This window comes from Mycobacterium sp. SMC-21 (genome assembly GCF_045310825.1).
Lineage (GTDB): Bacteria > Actinomycetota > Actinomycetes > Mycobacteriales > Mycobacteriaceae > Mycobacterium.
Genome location: NZ_JBJIAO010000021.1, coordinates 23,716 through 40,280, shown reverse-complemented (window position 1 = coordinate 40,280; position 16,565 = coordinate 23,716). Strand labels below are relative to the sequence as shown.

Sequence of the window (16,565 nt, the reverse complement as noted above, 5' to 3'; positions counted from 1 at the left end):
ATGACTCGCGCAGGACAGTCGGCGCCAATATGTTCGGTGCCGTGAGTGTGGCACATCGTCCATTCAGACGGACAACCAGGAACCGGCCGCGATGAGGATCCTCGTGACCGGCAGTTCGGGTCACCTGGGTGAGGCACTGATGCTGCGCCTACAGCAGACGAACCACGACGTCATCGGTCTCGATGCGACGGCGTCGAGCTTCACCCACCACCAGGCATCGGTCGCCGATACCGTCGCCGTGGCCGAAGCGATCCGCGGCGTGGATGCCGTCGTGCACACCGCGGGCCTGCACAAGCCGCACGTCGCCACGCACACCCGCCAGGAGTTCGTCGATACGAACATCAGCGGCACGCTGAACCTGCTGGAAAACTCGATTGCGGCCGGGGTGACGCGATTCGTCTACACCAGCACGACGAGCGCATTCGGGGACGCGCTGATTCCGGGCCCGCACGAGCCCGCCGCCTGGATCACCGAGGACGTCGCGGACAGGCCCAAGAACATCTACGGCGTCACCAAAGCAGCCGCCGAAGACCTGTGTGAACTGTTTGCGCGCCGGCGCGGACTCCCCTGCGTGGTGTTGCGGACCGCGCGGTTCTTTCCGGAATCCGATGACAGCAAGGATATTCGGGACAGCTACGACGACGCCAACGCAAAGGTCAACGAGTTCCTCTACCGCCGTGTCGATCTGGAAGACGTCGTCGAAGCCCACCTGCGGGCCATCGAGCGCGCACCTGATATCGGGTTCGGGCGCTACATCATCAGCGCGACGTCGCCGTTCACCGTGGCGGATCTGCCGCAGTTGCGGCTGGACGCACCGGCGGTCGTGGCACGCTACGTGCCCGGGTACGTGGACGAATACCGGCGCCGTGGTTGGACCATGTTCCCGTCGATCGACCGGGTCTATGTCAACGACCGCGCCAGGACCGAACTGGGTTGGCACCCGCGGCACACCTTCGCCGAGCTGATCGGACGACTCGCGCAGGATCGCGAGTTCCGCAGTTCCCTGGCGGTGTCGGTCGGCTCGAAGGGATATCACTCGCAGGTCTTCACCGACGGCCCATACCCGGTCGAATAGCGGCACTCCGCGATACTGGAGCTGTGATCGAACGCGTCGGCTCCCGTGAGGTCTACCGCAACGCCTGGATGTCTGTCCGAGAAGACGACATCCGTCGTCCCGACGGCACCACCGGCGTCTACGGCGTGGTGGACAAGCCCACCTATGCCCTGGTGATCGCCCGCGACGGCGACCGCTACCGGATGGTGGAGCAGTTCCGCTACCCGATCGGGTTGCGGCGCTGGGAGTTTGTGCAGGGCACCGCGCCGGGCACCTTGGACGGCGACGAGCCTGCGCCCGGCGATCTGGCGGCGCAGGAACTCCGCGAGGAGACCGGGCTGCGTGCCGAGACGTGGGAGGTGTTGGGCCAGTTGGACGTCGCACCCGGGATGTGCAGCCAACGCGGCTGGGCCTACCTCGCGACCGGCATCACCGAGGGCGAACACGAACGTGAGCATGAGGAGCAGGACATGCACAGCGAGTGGTTCACCGCCGATCAGATCGAGGACATGATCCGCCGCGGCGACATCACCGACGCACAATCGTTGGCGGCGTGGACGTTGTTGCGGTTGCATACGAGTCGATAAGCGATCCTGCCAACTCGGATAAACATCGCGCCACCTGGGATGATGCCGATTCGGGCGCCTGTTGATCTGGGCATCGCACCCAGGCACCCAGCAGGAGGCAACGGCATGAAAACGATGAGCAGTAGTACACGGCAGGCGCTGGGCCGTTACGTTCTCGCAGGCGCACTCGGAGTCGGAGTCCTGGTGTCCCCGATCGTGTGGTCGTTCGGCGAGGATACACAGAAGGCGCTGCCGGAAACCGTTGTGGCATCGCACAACAACCACGGCATCGACCAGCTGGAGTGGCTCCAGGACATCCAGCCGCACGCGCAGGCGCCACGGGTCGACACCACGGTGCACCAGAGCCAGTAGTCGGCGTCACAGACCGACGGTGTTGCGCGAGAAGAATTTTCACACTTGATCTCAACTTAGGTTGAGGTTCTAGCGTCGACAGCATGACCCAACAAGAAGTGATCGTCGACCGTGTCGTCCTGCAGGACGGCTTCGTCCCAGTGATAGACATCAGCAGCGCCCGCACCGGCGACCCGACGCACCGCCAGGCGGTGGCCGATGCGATCGGCCGGTGCTGCGAGACGAGCGGCTTCCTGATCCTGGTCGGGCACGGCGTGCCGTACAAGGCCATCAACGACGTCAACCGCGCCCTGCGCGAATTCTTCGCGCTACCGCAGGCCGAAAAGGACCGCGTCCGAGCACTTCCGGGCGACCCACTGGCCCGTGGATTCAGCAGCGCGGGCAAGCTCGCGGCCACCAACGATGGCGCGGACGTCGCGGCCGAACACCAAGCGCCGGACCGGGTCGAGAAGTTCGTCCACTTCCCGCTGGGCAACCCGGAGGGCCTGGGCGGCGACGGCTGGACCGACGAACGGGTGGCCGTCGCCGACCGCTGGCCCGACCTTCCGGGCTTCCGTGCGGCCTACGAGCGCTACTACGCCGAAATGGAATTACTGGCGACCGAATTGTCGCGGCTGTTCGCGCTCGCCCTCGGCCTGCGCGAGGACTGGTTCGACGCGTCGATCGACCGCCACAACTCCAACCTGATGGCCAACTACTACCCGGCCGACGATCGGCCGGCCGGCGAAGTCCGGCTGAGTCAGCACAGCGACTGGGGCAATCTCACGATCCTGTTGCAGGACGAATCTCAGCGCGGGCTACAGGTTCGGGGTGACCAAGGTGAATGGATCGATGTGCCCATCGTCCCCGGATCGTTCGTCATCAACATCGGCGACCTGCTGGCCCGGTGGACCAACGACCGCTGGGTCAGCACCGTGCACCGCGTGGTGAGCAACGGCGCGGGCGGAGAGCGGTTCAGCCTGCCGTTCTTCCACCAGCCCAACTTCGACGCCGTCATCGAGTGCATCCCCACGTGCGCGACGGCCGACAATCCGCCGCGCTACGCACCGGTGGTGTCGGGACCCTATCTGCTCGACAAGTTCAAGCTCGCCTACGCGCTCTGAGTGACGGCGTCACCGAACAGGTTCTCGGACAACGGCGTCGGAGAACCGAATCGGTGCGCCGTCACGGCGATCGCCTGCTCGTGCAGGAAGGTCAGCAGCTCGACGCGCCCGGCTTCGACAACCGGCCCCGCGTAGAGCGCGGTGCCGACAGCGCCGGCACTGTCGCGCGCAAACTGTTCGCGGCTGCCGCCGAGCAGGCGAACCCGTCCAGGTGCGTTGTCGCGCAGGGTGTTCCGCCACGACACCGCATCCTCCACCCGGTACACGACGCCGGCGGTGGCCAGCGTGCCGGCGATCGCCGGAGCGAGCGGAACCGGGGTGGAGACGGTCACGCGGGAGCCGGCCAGGATGCCCGCGCCGACCACGCGCAACAAGGCTGCCGGATCGGCATTCTCGGCGCGCACCGTGACCGGGACGGGCAGGTACCGGAAGACGTTCTTCTCCGCCATCAGGCCGGAGACATCGCGCGCGACGCCGAACTCCGTCGCCCAGGCCTGTGCGTCGGATCCGAAGGACCGTTCGAGGAAATCGATTTCCGCGGAATCCAGCGCGAAAGTCTGTGCGGCGTCGAGGATCGCTCGTACGGTCGGCGATACCGGAGCAGTCTGGGTCGCGGGCGCGGAACGCCAGTCATTCAGCCCGACAAGGTAATTCGGCCCACCCGCCTTCGTGCCCGCCCCGACCGCCGATTTCTTCCAGCCGCCGAAGGGTTGACGCTGCACGATCGCGCCGACGGTTGAGCGGTTCACATAGGCGTTGCCGGCCTCGACCCGGTCGAGCCAGCGTTCGATCTCCTCGCGGTCCAGACTGAAGAGGCCTGCCGTCAGTCCGTAGTCGACCTGATTCTGGATGGCGATCGCCTCGTCGAGATCGGCGGCGGCGATGAGGCCCAGAACCGGTCCGAAGTATTCGGTGAGGTGGAACTCCGAGCCGCGCCGAACCCCGGTCTTCACTCCCGGCGACCAGAGCCGGCCGGTGTCATCGAGTTGGCGGGGCTCCACCAGCCACTGCTCCCCCGGTCCGAGCTGCGTGAGCGCCTTCAGCAGTTTGCCGTGCGCGGGTTCGATGACGGGCCCCACCTGAACGGTCGGGTCCGACGGGTAGCCGACCTTCAGCGACGTGACGGCATCGACGAGCTGGTCGCGGAACCGCGCGGACCGCGCGACCGAGCCGACCAGAATGCCCAGCGACGCTGCCGAACACTTCTGTCCGGCATGCCCGAAGGCCGAGTACACCAGGTCTTTCACCGCGAGATCGAGATCGGCATGCGGCGTGACGATGATGGAGTTCTTGCCGCTGGTCTCGGCCAGCAGCGGCAGGTCGGGCCGGAAGCCGCGGAACAGTTCGGCGGTCTCGAACGCGCCGGTGAGGATCAGCCGGGCGACGCGCGGGTCCGATACCAACCGGGTGCCGAGATCGCCCTCGTCGAGATGCACCAACCGCAGCACGTCGCGCGGCACACCGGCGTCCCAAAGCGCTTGCGCCATAACGGATCCACACCGCCTGGCCTGCGTGGCGGGTTTGATGATGACGGGACTGCCCGCGGCCAGCGCGGCCAGCACCGATCCGGCGGGGATCGCCACCGGGAAATTCCATGGCGGCGTCACCACCACCAATCCCGCAGGCACCGCGACGGCGCCGTCGACAGCATCGAGTTTTTCCGCCTGTGCCGCATAATAGTTCGCGAAATCGATGGCCTCGGAAACCTCCGGATCACCTTGATCCAGCGTCTTACCGCACTCGGACGCCATCACCTCCAGCAACACCGCCCGCGCTGCCTGCAACGAGGCCGCCGCGCGCCGCAGGACCGCCGCCCGCTCGGCACCCGTCCGCGCCGCCCAGGTCGCACCCGCGGCGACGGCGTCGGCGATGATCCCGTCGAGCGCGGCCGTGCTCGTCACGGTGTGCTCGGCCACCAACTCCACGCCGGTCGACGACGCGGCGATCCGCTCGGTGATCGCCCGCCCCCACAACCGATTTCCGGGCAGCGCCGGATCGGTGTCGGCGACATTCGCGAACCGGCCGGCCGGGCACATTGCCGCGCGCGGATCGTCGGTACGGCGATCCTGACGACGGTTGGGCACCGGAATGACAGTCTCCCCCACGAGATCCGCGAGCGACGCGATGAACCGGTCCCTCTCGCGCTGGAACAGCGACTGGTCGTCGTGCAGCTCGAACACCGCCGACATGAAGTTGTCCTGGCTGGCACCTTCCTCCAACCGCCGCACGAGGTAGGCGATCGCGACGTCAAAGTCCTTGGGGTGCACCACCGGTACGTACAGTAAAAGACCGCCGACGGTGCGCCGGACGGCTTCGGCCTGCGCCTCCGCCATCCCCAGCAGCATCTCGAACTCCACCCGGTCCCGGACGCCGCGACGCCCCGCGAGCGTCCACGCGTACGCGATGTCGAAGAGGTTGTGCCCCGCGACACCGATCCGCACGTTCGCCGTGTGTTCGGGCCGCAGTGCGTAATCCAGCACCCGCTTGTAATTGGTGTCCGTGTCCCGTTTGGTCGGCAGCGTCGCCACGGGCCAGCCGTGCAGCGAGGCCTCCACGTGTTCCATGGGCAGGTTGGCGCCCTTGACCAACCGGACCTTGATGCCGGCGCCACCCCGCTCGCGGCGCGCGCGAGCCCAGTCCTGCAGGCGCATCATCGCGCTCAGCGCATCGGGCAGGTAGGCCTGCAGCACGATCCCGGCTTCGAGGTCCAGCAGGTCGGCCCGGTCGAGCAGCTTGGTGAACACCGCGATCGTCAACTCCAGGTCGCGGTACTCCTCCATGTCGAGGTTGATGAACTTCTTCGTCGGCGCGGTCGCCGCCTGCGTGAACAACGGCAGCAGGTTCTGCGCGATGTGGTCGACGGCTTCGTCGAACGCCCACGGCGAGTGCGGCGGCACGGTGGCCGAGACCTTGATCGACACGTAGTCGACGTCGGGGCGGGCGAGCAGGCGTTCGGTGCCCTGCAGCCGTCGGGCCGCTTCGGCCTGGCCGAGCACGGCCTCACCGAGCAGGTTGATGTTGAGTCCGACGCCACGATTGCGGATCCGTGCGATGGATCGTCCGAGACGGGCATCGGTCGCGTCGACGAGAAGGTGACCGACCATCTGGCGCAACGCCTTCCGGGCGACCGGGATGACCAGGCCGGGCGCGATCACCGACACCAGGGCGCCGAGCTTGATCAACAGCCGTTCGTGCAGCGGCAGGAAGGCGGGCGCGTTGCGCGCGAGGGCGCGGAGGTTGGCTGCCGCGACCCGATGGTCTTCGGGCCGGATCACCCGGTCGACGAAGCCGACGGTGAAATCCAGGCCGTGTGGATCGCGCAGGACGTCGGCCAACCGTCTGCCGGCCGGGGCGACAGGCAGGCGGGCGGCGTCGTCGAGCCACGACCGGACCTGGCTCACGACATCGGTCAGCAGATCTTCGTCACTGCCTAGCTGGGTCATCTGCCCATCATGGGCTCGTCAGACACTTAAAATAAAGCGATGATTTCTGACAGAAAAGATTAAGCAGAAATGAAACATCAGCGCGCTGACCTGCTCGACACCCGACGGCTGCGTCTGCTGCACGAGCTGAGCCTGCGTGGCACGTTGTCCGAGGTCGCCGAGGCACTGCACCAAAGCCCGTCCTCGATATCGCAGGCGCTGAGCCAGCTCGAACGCGAAGTCGGCGTGCCGTTGCTCGAGAAAGTCGGGCGCCGGCTGCGGCTCACGCCCGCCGCCGAGGTGCTCGTCGAACACACCGCGGTCATCTTGGCGCGGCTCGAGCAGGCCGCCTCCGATGTCGCGGTGCAGAGCGACGAGGCGTCCGGCACCGTTCGGCTGGCCGTCTTCCAATCGGCGGCCTCGGCCTTCATGCCGCAGATGTTGACGGAGCTGGCGACCCGCCATCCGCGGCTGCGCGTGACCATGTCGCAGCGCGAGCCGGAGCAGGCGCTGTACGAGACCTGGCTGCGTGAGTTCGATCTGGTGATCGCCGAGGAGTATCCGGGGCACGCCGCGCGCGCGTACCCCGATCTGCACCGGGCACCGCTGACCACCGATCTGCTGCGGCTGGCCGTCCCACCGAGCGGAGATCCGTGGGACCACATCTCCTCGGTCGAAGATGCCGCCGAGCTGCCGTGGACGATGGAGCCCGAAGGCACCGCTTCCCGGCACTGGGCCGAACAGCTCTGTCGGAAAGCAGGTTTCGAGCCCGACGTCCGCTTCGAGACCGACGACCTCGAAGCCCAGATCGCCCTGATCGAGAACGGCAACGCCGTCGCCATCCTGCCCGACCTGATGCGCGTCCGGCGCCGTCCCGATGTCCGCGTCATCGACGTCGATCCGCGCCGGCGCGTGGTGTTCACGGCGACGCGGACCGCCATCAGCAAGACGCCGGCCATCGTGGCGTGCCGGGCCGCGCTGGCTTCGGCCGTGCCCGCGCAGCTCGACGTGGATTGAACGCCCTAAATCGGGGTTTCCTTGGTGTCGTTGACGAACCTGTTCAGCAGCACGTCGAGCTGACGCAGATCGTCGGCGCTCCAGTCCGCCAGCGCACGCGCCAGGTGTTCGCGACGCACTTCCTGCAGCGCGTCGGCCGCCCGCTGCCCCGCCGCGGTGACCTGCACGATGGACACGCGCCCGTCATTGCCGTCGGCGTGCCGGGTCACGTGCCCGGCGTCGACCAGGGCCTGCACCCGCCGCGTGGTCATGCCGACGTCCATGTGCGCGGTGGTCGCCAACTGCCCCACGGGCTGCGGCCCGTCATCGATCAGGACCCGCAGCAGCGCGTACGACGGCTGCGACAGTTCGGTGTCGGCACTGGCGGCCTGCCGCTTGAAGGCCGCACGGCTCAAGCTCAACCGCACCACCTGGGCGAGGGCGGCGCTGATCGAATCCACCGATTCCATCTTGCGTTTCGACGCCCTAATCGAGGCCATGGCGCGCTCCGTTCTGCAGGTCCCGGACGCAGGCCCGCACGGGTTGATCCTCGTTCTCGTCCGCACCGACCGGCGGTAGTACCACCCCGTCCGCAATGCCGTCGTACTTGGCACGCAGCAGATTCGGCAGCTGATCGTATCGCCCGGCCGTCACGAGCTGATCGAGTACGGCGTCGTCGAGGACGGTGGTCAGGTCTTCCCACCGTTGCTGTTTGATGAGGGCGCGAAGGTCGTCGGCCAAGGCGTGCCAGCCTTTTCGTTTCAGTGTCGCCGCGTAGGCGGGTGTCGAGAGCAGGAAGGCCAGCATCCGGCGTTGGCGCTCGCGGTCCTGCGCGACCCGCAGGTCGGTGCTGCCGGTGGCGACCGCGGTCGATGCCACTAGCGCCGGCAGGTCCGTGCGGCCCGCCGCCTCGGCGCCATGCTGAAGTGCCGGGCGGACAACGTCTCTCAGGTAGTCCGGGTCCGAATTGGTGGAATGGGTGACGACGCCGTCCGCCACCCCACCGGCCAGTTCACACATCCGTCCGTTGACTGCGCCCAGCCAGATGCGTGGTGGCGCGAGGTCATTCGGCCCCGGGTTGAAGTACGGCTGGAGCCGGGTGATGCGGTAGGCGTCACCCTCGTAGCGGACGGACTCGCCAGTGCGGAACGCTTCGAAGATCGCCTTGAGGGCGCCGACGTATTCGGCCATCCGTGCCCGCGGTTCGCTCCAGGGCATGCCGAAGCGGTCTTCGATGTTCTGCCGAATCTGCGTGCCCAGGCCCAATTCGAAGCGCCCGCCCGAGAACGTCTGGAGGTCCCAGGCCGCATAGGCCGTGAGCATGGGGCTGCGGACGAAAGCCAGCGTGACGGCCGTGCGGATGGTCAGCCGCTCGGTGTGTTCGGCGGCCAGTAGCGCCACGGCCAGTGAGTCATGCGTCGTCTCGGCGATGTGCAGGCCGTCGAAGCCGAGTCGCTCGATCCGGCGTGCGTAGGCCGGCACCTGGGTCAGCGGCAGCTCGGGCGACATGGCGGCGAATACCTGCATACGCCAGGACGCTAGCCAGCCTGGTTGACATTGTCAATTGATTGACAAAGTCAACTAAAGGTACTTACGTTGTGGCCGGTCCCATTCCGACTCCACGCTCGAGGAACACCCGTGTCGCGTTTCTACTTCGACTGGTCCAACTACTTCACGATGCTGCGCCTGCTGCGCCGTGACGTCCGTTCGCAGCGCCGGTGGGCGCCCTTCGTGCGATTCGCCGCCGGGGTACCACTGATGGCCGGCCTGCATGCGCTGTGCTTCGCACTCGACCCGCTCCTGTTTCCGTCATTGCGCCGCACCGAGGTTCGCGCCCCCACGTTCTGTATCGGGCACGCGCGCAGCGGCACGACATACCTGCACCGCTTGATGGCGCAGGACCCGCAGTTCAGCTACGCCCTGATGTATGAGCTGTTCTTCCCGTCGCTACTGGAGAAGAAGCTGCTGCGCTTGTTGTTTCGTGTCGACGCGGCGACCGGCGGGCGGTTGCGTCGCCGGCTCGACGAGATCGAGGAGCGGGCTTTCGCGCCGACCGAGGACATCCACAAGACCGGTTTCTTCGTACCCGAAGAGGACGACGCGTTCCTGACGTGGTCGCTGAGTTCCGGATTCTGGATCGTGGCGTTCCCCTACATGGGCGAGTTGGACTTCTATCACGTCGACCGCTGGCCCGCGGCGAAGCGGCGCCGCATGATGGCGTTCTACAAGGAATGCGTGCGGCGCCAGATCGCCCTGAACGGCGGCGGCACCCACCTGAGCAAGAACCCGACCTTCTGCGGCCGCGTGGAGACCCTGATCGAGACCTTCCCCGACGCGAGAATCATTGTGCCGATGCGTAATCCGTACGAGACCATACCAAGCCTGCTGAAACTGATGCAGACCGAATGGTCGCTGCGCGGGCGCGATGACCAGCTGGTCGCCGGCTCGCTGCGCGTGCTGGCCGACCAATCCGTCGACACCTACCTGCATCCGCTCGAAGTGCTGGCGCGCCATCCCGAGGTGCGTGCCAGCGTCGTCGACTACCGCGAACTCGTCGGCGCGCCATCCGCCACCATGCGCCGCGTCTACGCCGACCTCGGCCTCGACGTCGGCGCGGAAGCCGAGCAGGCCTTCACCGCTGCCGAACGCCGGCCCGGCCACGAGACGACGCACCGGTACAGCCTGGCCGAGTTCGGGCTCGATCCGAACGACATCCACCGGCGACTGGCCGGCCTGTTTGACGAATACCAGTGGGCCACCCTGGTAGAGGACAAAGGAGAAAGCAACGCTCATGTCAGCTGAACTCGAAACGATGCGCGCGGCGTGGACCGACATGATGGCCGCGCTGGACCGCGCGCGCGATGCCGTCGACTCCCCCGACCTGCACGCACCACCCGTGTCATCCCTCGGGGTCGCCGAAGGCTACCGGTATCTCCTGGGTTTCGCGTTCAGCGCCATCGAACGCGCCTTCCACGAAGACCCCGCGTTCCCCTATTTCCGCCGCACCATCCAGCCCGTCGACAAAGCCACCATCGACAACGCCGACGCGCTGTACCTGTCGGCGGCGATCGACGGCGCCCACAATTACCTGATCCGCGGATCATTGGGACCAAATGCACCGCACTACCTCATCTTTGAGACGCACACGGTGTATGCGGGCGATACCGGCACGTTGGCCGAGCTGGGGCCGGGTGGGCGCGTCGTCACCGGGATGCTGGACTCTGCAACGCTTCTCGTCGACGACGGCGGCCGGTTCGAAATCCTGCTGGCCCCGGAGCGGCCGGCCGGCCACACCGGCAATTTCATCGCCACGGCGTCCGACGGGAACACCGCCGGATATGTCATCGCGCGCATGCTCTTTCATGACTGGGAGCACGAAACCTGCCCCGATCTGCACATCGCGCAGATCGGCGCCGAGGGCACGCATCCGGCAGCGCTGACACCGTCGTCCACGGCGGCCCGGCTACGGCGCACCGGTGAACTCGTCGAGAATCAGATGAAGTTCTGGAATGAGTTCTACGACGTCGTCCTCGAAGCACACGGCGACAAGAACGGCGACGGCATCACCTTCATGCCCCGCAACGCACTCAACGCACCCATGCCCGCCAACCTCGCGACGGGCGGCGGCCAGTGCACCAACGTCTACTCGGGCGGTACCTACGATCTGGGACCCGACGACGCACTGCTGGTCGAGCTCAATGTCCCTGTGCCACCGGCATATCTGGGTTTTCACCTGTCGAACCTCTGGGGTGAGTCACTCGACTACGCCAATCACGTCAGCAGCCTCAACGGATTTCAGACCGAACCCGACCTGGACGGCCGGCTGCGCTACGTCATCACCGGTGTCGATCCCCAGGTGCCGAATTGGCTTGACACCGCGGGACATTCGCAGGGCTTCCTCACGGTGCGGTGGACGTACAGCGCGCCGCCCGCGGAGTTGCCGACGGCGACAGTGACGGTGATCAGCCGCGACGAGGTGCGCAAGCATCTGCCCGAATCCACCCGCACCGTCAGCGCCGACGAACGTCGCGAGCAGATCAGAATCCGGCAGGAGCACGTCCAGCGGCGCTACCGCCAGTACTGATCGCGGGGTCACCACCCACTCGCGAGATGGGGGTACCTCCCGCTTGCGAGCAGACGCAAAGCTGTCCCTCTTCTCGAGAAGAGGGACAGCTTTGCGTCTGCTCGCGGAAGAACTAAGCCAAGCGGGAAACCGCGGCGGCGATGCGCTCGTCGGTCGCGGTGAGTGCGATGCGTACGAACTGCTCGCCCGCGGGGCCGTAGAACTCGCCGGGGGCGACGAGGATGCCGCGTTCGGCCAGCCACGCGACCGTTGCGCGTCCGGACTCACCGCGGGTGGCCCACAGGTAGAGGCCGGCCTCGGAGTGCTCGACGGTGAAGCCGGCGCCCCGGACCGCCGCCAGCAGCGCGTCGCGGCGCTTGGCGTACCGGTCGCGCTGGACGCGTTCGTGTTCGTCGTCGTCGAGGGCCGCGACCATCGCGGACTGCACGGGCGTCGGGACGATCATCCCGGCGTGCTTGCGCACCGCCAGCAGTTCCGCGACAAGTTCCGGGTCGCCGGCGACGAAACCGGCGCGGTAGCCGGCCAGCGAGGAGGTCTTGGACAGCGAGTGCACGGCCAGCAGACCGGTGTGGTCGCCGTCGCAGACGTCGGGATGCAGCACCGACAACGGCTGGGCATCCCACGACAGGCCGAGGTAGCACTCGTCGGACGCGACGACGACGCCGCGCTCACGCGCCCAGCCGACAACCTTGCGCAGGTGGTCGACACCCAGCACCCTGCCGGTCGGGTTGCTGGGCGAGTTGAGGTACACCAGCGCGGGCACCTGGGGCCCGACCTGGGTCAGCGAATCGGCCCGCAGTACCTGTGCGCCGGCCAGCCGCGCGCCGACGTCGTACGTCGGGTAGGCCAGCTCGGGCACCACGACGGTGTCGGCGGCTCCCAAACCGAGCAGCGTCGGCAGCCAGGCGATGACCTCTTTGGTGCCGATGACGGGCAGTACCGCCTGCTCCGGCAGGCCGGTGATGCCGTAACGGCGCTGCAGGGCAGCCACCGCCGACGCGCGCACGGCCGGCGTACCGGCCGTCGTCGGGTAACCCGGTGAGGCACTGGCAGCGGCCAGCGCGTCCCGGATGACATCGGCGACCGGATCCACCGGCGTGCCGACGGACAGATCGACGATGCCGTCCGGGTGGGCACGAGCGGTCGCGGTCGCCTCCGCCAGGGTGTCCCAGGGGAACACCGGCAATGCGGCCGAGACCTTGGCTCTAGCGGACAGGGTCACTCGCCCTGCGGCGCGAGATCCTTGACCGCCTGCGGGTCGTTGTCGGTCTGGCCGACCTTCGACGCACCACCCGGCGAGCCGAGCTCGGCGAAGAAGTCGGCATTGTTCTGGGTGTACCCGCTCCACTGATCGGGGACGTCGTCCTCGTAGTAGATGGCCTCGACGGGGCAGACGGGCTCGCACGCGCCGCAGTCCACGCACTCATCGGGGTGGATGTACAGCATGCGTGCACCCTCGTAGATGCAATCGACCGGGCATTCTTCGATACATGCCTTGTCTTTGACGTCGACGCAGGGTTCGGCAATGACGTACGTCACCGGTAGTTCTCCTGTTCCAGTGGGCTGCTGGCTCGTCAGGATTACAACGAGCAGACGTCAGTATGGTGCGCCCGTACCGAAGCGTCTGGCTCAGTGTTACCTAACTTTACGCGCCGCCCGGGAAGGGTGGCGCGTGGTTACTGATACTAGACGTTGCACATACCGTCCGACTAGTTCCCACCACAGCTTTTTACGCGTGTCATTTTTGGCTTTGCAATTTGTTGCATAGGACCGTCGGTAGCACCTACGCTCATGCCGTGGCCCTCCCCCACGCCATCCTCGTGGCGTTGTGCGAACAAGCCGGTTCCGGTTACGAACTGGCCAGCCGGTTCGACCGATCGATCGGCTACTTCTGGGCCGCCACTCACCAGCAGATCTACAAGACGCTGCGCACCATGGACACCGAAGGCTGGGTCAGTGTCGAGGTCGTCGCGCAGCACGGCCGTCCGGACAAGAAGGTCTATTCGGTGACCGACGCCGGCCGGGCCGAACTCGAACGCTGGATCGCCGAACCGCTCACCGGCCGTGGTAGTTCCGTGACCGACGCTCGCACCCGCGAACTCGCGGTTAAGCTGCGCGGCGCGACGTACGGCTCCGCGAACAGCACCGCCGCCCTGCGCGAGCAGATTCGCGCGCTGCGCGCCGAACGCGCCGCGCTGCTCGACACCTATCGCGGCTACGAAAAACGTCAGTTCCCCGATCCCTCCGCACTGACCGCCAGCGCGCTGCACCAATACCTGGTGCTGCGCGGCGGTATCCGCGCCGAGCAGGGATCGGTGGACTGGTTGGACGAAATCCTGTTCGCCCTAGAAGGAACACCATGACCAACCCCTATCCGAACCTGTTGTCGCCGTTGGACCTTGGCTTCACCACGCTGCGCAATCGAGTGATCATGGGCTCGATGCACACCGGCCTCGAAGACCGCGCCCGCGACACCGGAAAGCTGGCCGAGTACTTCGCCGAGCGGGCCCGCGGCCGTGTCGGCCTGATCATCACCGGCGGCTACGCCCCCAACCGCACCGGCTGGCTGCTGCCGTTCGCCGCCGAGATGCTGTCGTCGAGCGACGCCCGCCGGCACCGCCGGATCACAGGCGCGGTGCACGCCGAAGGCGGCAAGATTCTGCTGCAGGTACTGCACGCGGGACGCTATGCGTACCACCCGCTTTCGGTCAGCGCGTCGTCGATCAAGGCCCCCATCAACCCATTCCGGCCGCGGGCCCTGCGCGATGTCGAGGGCACCATCAATGACTTCGTGCGGTGCGCGCTGCTGGCCCGCGAAGCCGGGTACGACGGCGTCGAGATCATGGGCAGCGAAGGCTATCTGCTGAACCAGTTCCTGGCGCCGCGCACCAACAAGCGCACCGACGCCTGGGGCGGCACACCCGAGAAGCGCCGCCGCTTCCCGGTCGAGATCGTCCGCCGCACGCGCGAGGCCGTCGGCCACGACTTCATCATCTGCTACCGGCTGTCGATGGCCGACTACGTCGAGGACGGCCAGACGTGGGAGGAAATCCTCACGCTGGCAACGGAAATCGAAGCCGCTGGGGCGACGATCATCAACACCGGCATCGGTTGGCACGAAGCGCGCGTACCCACCATCGTCACGTCGGTCCCCAACAGCGCGTTCGCGGACATCAGCAACGCGGTGGCGCAACACGTCACCATCCCGGTGGTCGCGTCCAACCGGATCAACATGCCCCAGTCCGCCGAACAGATCCTGGCCGACGGTGCGGTGCAACTGATCTCGATGGCGCGACCGCTGCTGAGCGACCCGGATTGGGTCCGCAAGGCACAGCGCGATGCCGCCGACGAGATCAACACCTGCATCGCCTGCAACCAGGCCTGCCTGGACCACGCGTTCGTGCACAAGACCGTGTCATGCCTGCTGAATCCGCGGGCCGGGCACGAAACCACGTTGGTACTGGGCAAGACTCGGGTGACGAAGCGCGTCGCAGTCGTCGGCGCCGGCCCCGCCGGCCTGGCCGCCGCCGTCACCGCCGCCGAGCGCGGCCACGATGTGACACTGTTCGAGGCCGGCGACCACATCGGCGGCCAATTCGATTTGGCCCGAAGGATTCCCGGCAAAGAGGAGTTCAACGAGACCCTCCGCTACTACACCACGATGCTGGCCAAGCACCGCGTGGATGTCCGGCTGAACACCCGGGCGTCGGCCGACGAACTGTCCGGCTACGACGACGTCGTGCTCGCCACCGGCGTCGCGCCGCGCATGCCTGCGATCCCGGGCATCGATCATCCGATGGTGCTGTCGTACGCGGAGGCCCTCACGGGCGCAGCGGTCGGCAAGCGCGTGGCGGTGATCGGCGCCGGCGGAATCGGTTTCGACGTCAGCGAGTTCCTCACCGTCGACGAATCGCCCACCTTGAACCTCAAGGAATGGCGCGCCGAGTGGGGCATCGCCGACGGCGGCGACTCCCGCGGCGGGTTGGCCACGCCGATCCCGCTGCCACCGGCCCGCGAGGTGTACCTGCTGCAGCGCACCAAGGGCGCCCAGGGACGCGGGCTCGGCAAAACTACGGGCTGGGTGCACCGGGCATCGGTCAAAGCCAAAGGCGTCCAGCAGCTTTCCGGCGTGAACTACGAGAAGATCGATGACGCCGGCCTGCACATCAGCTTCGGCCCCGACCGGTCCGATGCCCGCATCCTCGAGGTCGACAACGTGGTGATCTGCGCCGGCCAGGAGTCGGTGCGTGACCTCGAGGAAGGCCTGCGGCGCAACGGGATCACCCCACACGTCATCGGCGGTGCAGCGGTGGCCGCCGAGCTCGACGCCAAGCGCGCCATCCGCCAGGGCACCGAGTTGGCGGCCAAGCTCTAGTCGGCCGCTGTCCCGGCCACGGCCCTACGTCGAGCGTGGGCGTTGCCGCGCTCCGTGCGGCGTGTCGTCACCACCAAGCGCCACGCTCGGCGTAGGACGGCCGCCTTGTCGGGTTCGGGCTACAGACTGAAGCCGCCCCAGACGGCTCGGGCCCCGGTGTGCCCGATCCGCACGATCTGGTAGATCGTGGCCACGCCGACGACCACAGCCAGCACCGCCACTATGACGCGGGCCAGCGTCTCCTTGTCCCCCAGTCGTGCACCCCAGCGGTGCAGGAAAGCCACGGCCAGCGACACCACGAGCAGACCGATGACGAAAAAGACTGCGGTATCGCCGAGTTCGGCGTGCTCACGCAGCACCGGGTTGTCGGGGAGCTGCTTGATCAGCGCCTCGCCGGCCTCGATGGCGAACGGTGTCAGAATGACCGTCGCCACGGACAGCGCCAGCGTCAGCCACACGAGCCGCTCCCGGGCGGCCGTCCATACGGCGCACATGATCGTCAGGACCGCCGTCAGCGGCGTCAGGACGATGATCGCGTGCACCAGCAATGGGTGGGCGGGCAGGTCACCGATCGTGTTCACGCATCACAGCGT

The 16,565-nt window shown here is 67.1% G+C and carries 15 protein-coding genes; 9 read left to right on the top strand and 6 right to left on the bottom strand.

The annotated features are described in order from the left end of the window. Window positions 1-91: 91 nt before the first annotated feature. The 4 genes from ACJH6H_RS19345 (at window position 92) to ACJH6H_RS19330 (ending at window position 3,095) form a co-directional block, all read left to right on the top strand. A complete protein-coding gene (locus tag ACJH6H_RS19345; protein WP_406775595.1) occupies window positions 92-1,075 on the top strand; it encodes an NAD-dependent epimerase/dehydratase family protein in 984 nt (327 codons plus the stop codon). 68 nt (window positions 1,076-1,143) lie between these two features. Continuing rightward, on the top strand, window positions 1,144-1,641 hold the full coding sequence (locus ACJH6H_RS19340; RefSeq protein WP_406775625.1) for an NUDIX domain-containing protein: 498 nt from the start codon (window positions 1,144-1,146) through the stop codon (window positions 1,639-1,641). Window positions 1,642-1,755: 114 nt separating this feature from the next. Further along, a complete protein-coding gene (locus ACJH6H_RS19335) occupies window positions 1,756-1,992 on the top strand; it encodes a hypothetical protein (protein WP_406775594.1) in 237 nt (78 codons plus the stop codon). A gap of 83 nt (window positions 1,993-2,075) precedes the next feature. After that, on the top strand, window positions 2,076-3,095 hold the full coding sequence (locus ACJH6H_RS19330) for an isopenicillin N synthase family dioxygenase (protein WP_406775593.1): 1,020 nt from the start codon (window positions 2,076-2,078) through the stop codon (window positions 3,093-3,095). Here ACJH6H_RS19330 and ACJH6H_RS19325 read toward each other — a convergent pair. Continuing rightward, window positions 3,083-6,538, bottom strand: coding sequence for a proline dehydrogenase family protein (locus tag ACJH6H_RS19325; RefSeq protein WP_406775592.1), 3,456 nt, complete (start codon window positions 6,536-6,538; stop codon window positions 3,083-3,085). The two genes, ACJH6H_RS19330 and ACJH6H_RS19325, sit on opposite strands and share 13 nt — an antisense overlap. A gap of 69 nt (window positions 6,539-6,607) precedes the next feature. Here ACJH6H_RS19325 and ACJH6H_RS19320 point away from each other — a divergent pair, with 69 nt between their 5' ends. Then, window positions 6,608-7,534: a LysR family transcriptional regulator gene (locus ACJH6H_RS19320; RefSeq protein WP_406775591.1), complete on the top strand. Its 927-nt coding sequence runs from the start codon at window positions 6,608-6,610 to the stop codon at window positions 7,532-7,534. Window positions 7,535-7,539: 5 nt separating this feature from the next. Here ACJH6H_RS19320 and ACJH6H_RS19315 read toward each other — a convergent pair whose 3' ends face one another. Together ACJH6H_RS19315 and ACJH6H_RS19310 are read right to left on the bottom strand one after the other, a co-directional pair. Next, complete coding sequence (locus ACJH6H_RS19315; protein WP_406775590.1) at window positions 7,540-8,013, bottom strand: MarR family winged helix-turn-helix transcriptional regulator; 474 nt, start codon at window positions 8,011-8,013, stop codon at window positions 7,540-7,542. After that, window positions 8,000-9,040 carry a TIGR03617 family F420-dependent LLM class oxidoreductase gene (locus ACJH6H_RS19310; protein ID WP_406775589.1) on the bottom strand — a complete coding sequence of 347 codons (1,041 nt, stop codon included), beginning with the start codon at window positions 9,038-9,040 and terminating at the stop codon, window positions 8,000-8,002. Before ACJH6H_RS19310 ends, ACJH6H_RS19315 begins: the two co-directional genes overlap by 14 nt. Window positions 9,041-9,190: 150 nt before the next feature. On the opposite strand from ACJH6H_RS19310, the gene ACJH6H_RS19305 reads away from it, so the two are divergent. Both ACJH6H_RS19305 and ACJH6H_RS19300 read left to right on the top strand, forming a co-directional pair. Beyond that, window positions 9,191-10,315: a sulfotransferase family protein gene (locus ACJH6H_RS19305; RefSeq protein ID WP_406775624.1), complete on the top strand. Its 1,125-nt coding sequence runs from the start codon at window positions 9,191-9,193 to the stop codon at window positions 10,313-10,315. Beyond that, a complete protein-coding gene (locus tag ACJH6H_RS19300) occupies window positions 10,305-11,597 on the top strand; it encodes a hypothetical protein (RefSeq protein WP_406775588.1) in 1,293 nt (430 codons plus the stop codon). Before ACJH6H_RS19305 ends, ACJH6H_RS19300 begins: the two co-directional genes overlap by 11 nt. Before the next feature lie 112 nt (window positions 11,598-11,709). On the opposite strand, the gene dapC is transcribed toward ACJH6H_RS19300, so the two are convergent. Together dapC and fdxA are read right to left on the bottom strand one after the other, a co-directional pair. Further along, window positions 11,710-12,813 carry a succinyldiaminopimelate transaminase gene (gene dapC, locus ACJH6H_RS19295; protein WP_406775623.1) on the bottom strand — a complete coding sequence of 368 codons (1,104 nt, stop codon included), beginning with the start codon at window positions 12,811-12,813 and terminating at the stop codon, window positions 11,710-11,712. Window positions 12,814-12,815: 2 nt separating this feature from the next. Beyond that, window positions 12,816-13,136 (bottom strand): ferredoxin, encoded by a 321-nt coding sequence (gene fdxA, locus ACJH6H_RS19290; RefSeq protein ID WP_029121628.1) that lies wholly within the window; start codon window positions 13,134-13,136, stop codon window positions 12,816-12,818. Window positions 13,137-13,393: 257 nt separating this feature from the next. Between fdxA and ACJH6H_RS19285 the strand changes: the two genes are divergently transcribed. Both ACJH6H_RS19285 and ACJH6H_RS19280 read left to right on the top strand, forming a co-directional pair. Further along, a complete protein-coding gene (locus ACJH6H_RS19285) occupies window positions 13,394-13,960 on the top strand; it encodes a PadR family transcriptional regulator (protein WP_406775587.1) in 567 nt (188 codons plus the stop codon). Then, window positions 13,957-15,972, top strand: coding sequence for an FAD-dependent oxidoreductase (locus ACJH6H_RS19280; protein ID WP_406775586.1), 2,016 nt, complete (start codon window positions 13,957-13,959; stop codon window positions 15,970-15,972). The genes ACJH6H_RS19285 and ACJH6H_RS19280 overlap by 4 nt, the downstream gene beginning before the upstream one ends. Window positions 15,973-16,091: 119 nt before the next feature. On the opposite strand, the gene ACJH6H_RS19275 is transcribed toward ACJH6H_RS19280, so the two are convergent. Next, the gene (locus ACJH6H_RS19275) at window positions 16,092-16,553 is read right to left on the bottom strand and encodes a DUF2231 domain-containing protein (protein ID WP_406775585.1); all 462 of its coding nucleotides are present in this window, start codon (window positions 16,551-16,553) and stop codon (window positions 16,092-16,094) included. Window positions 16,554-16,565 lie beyond the last annotated feature (12 nt).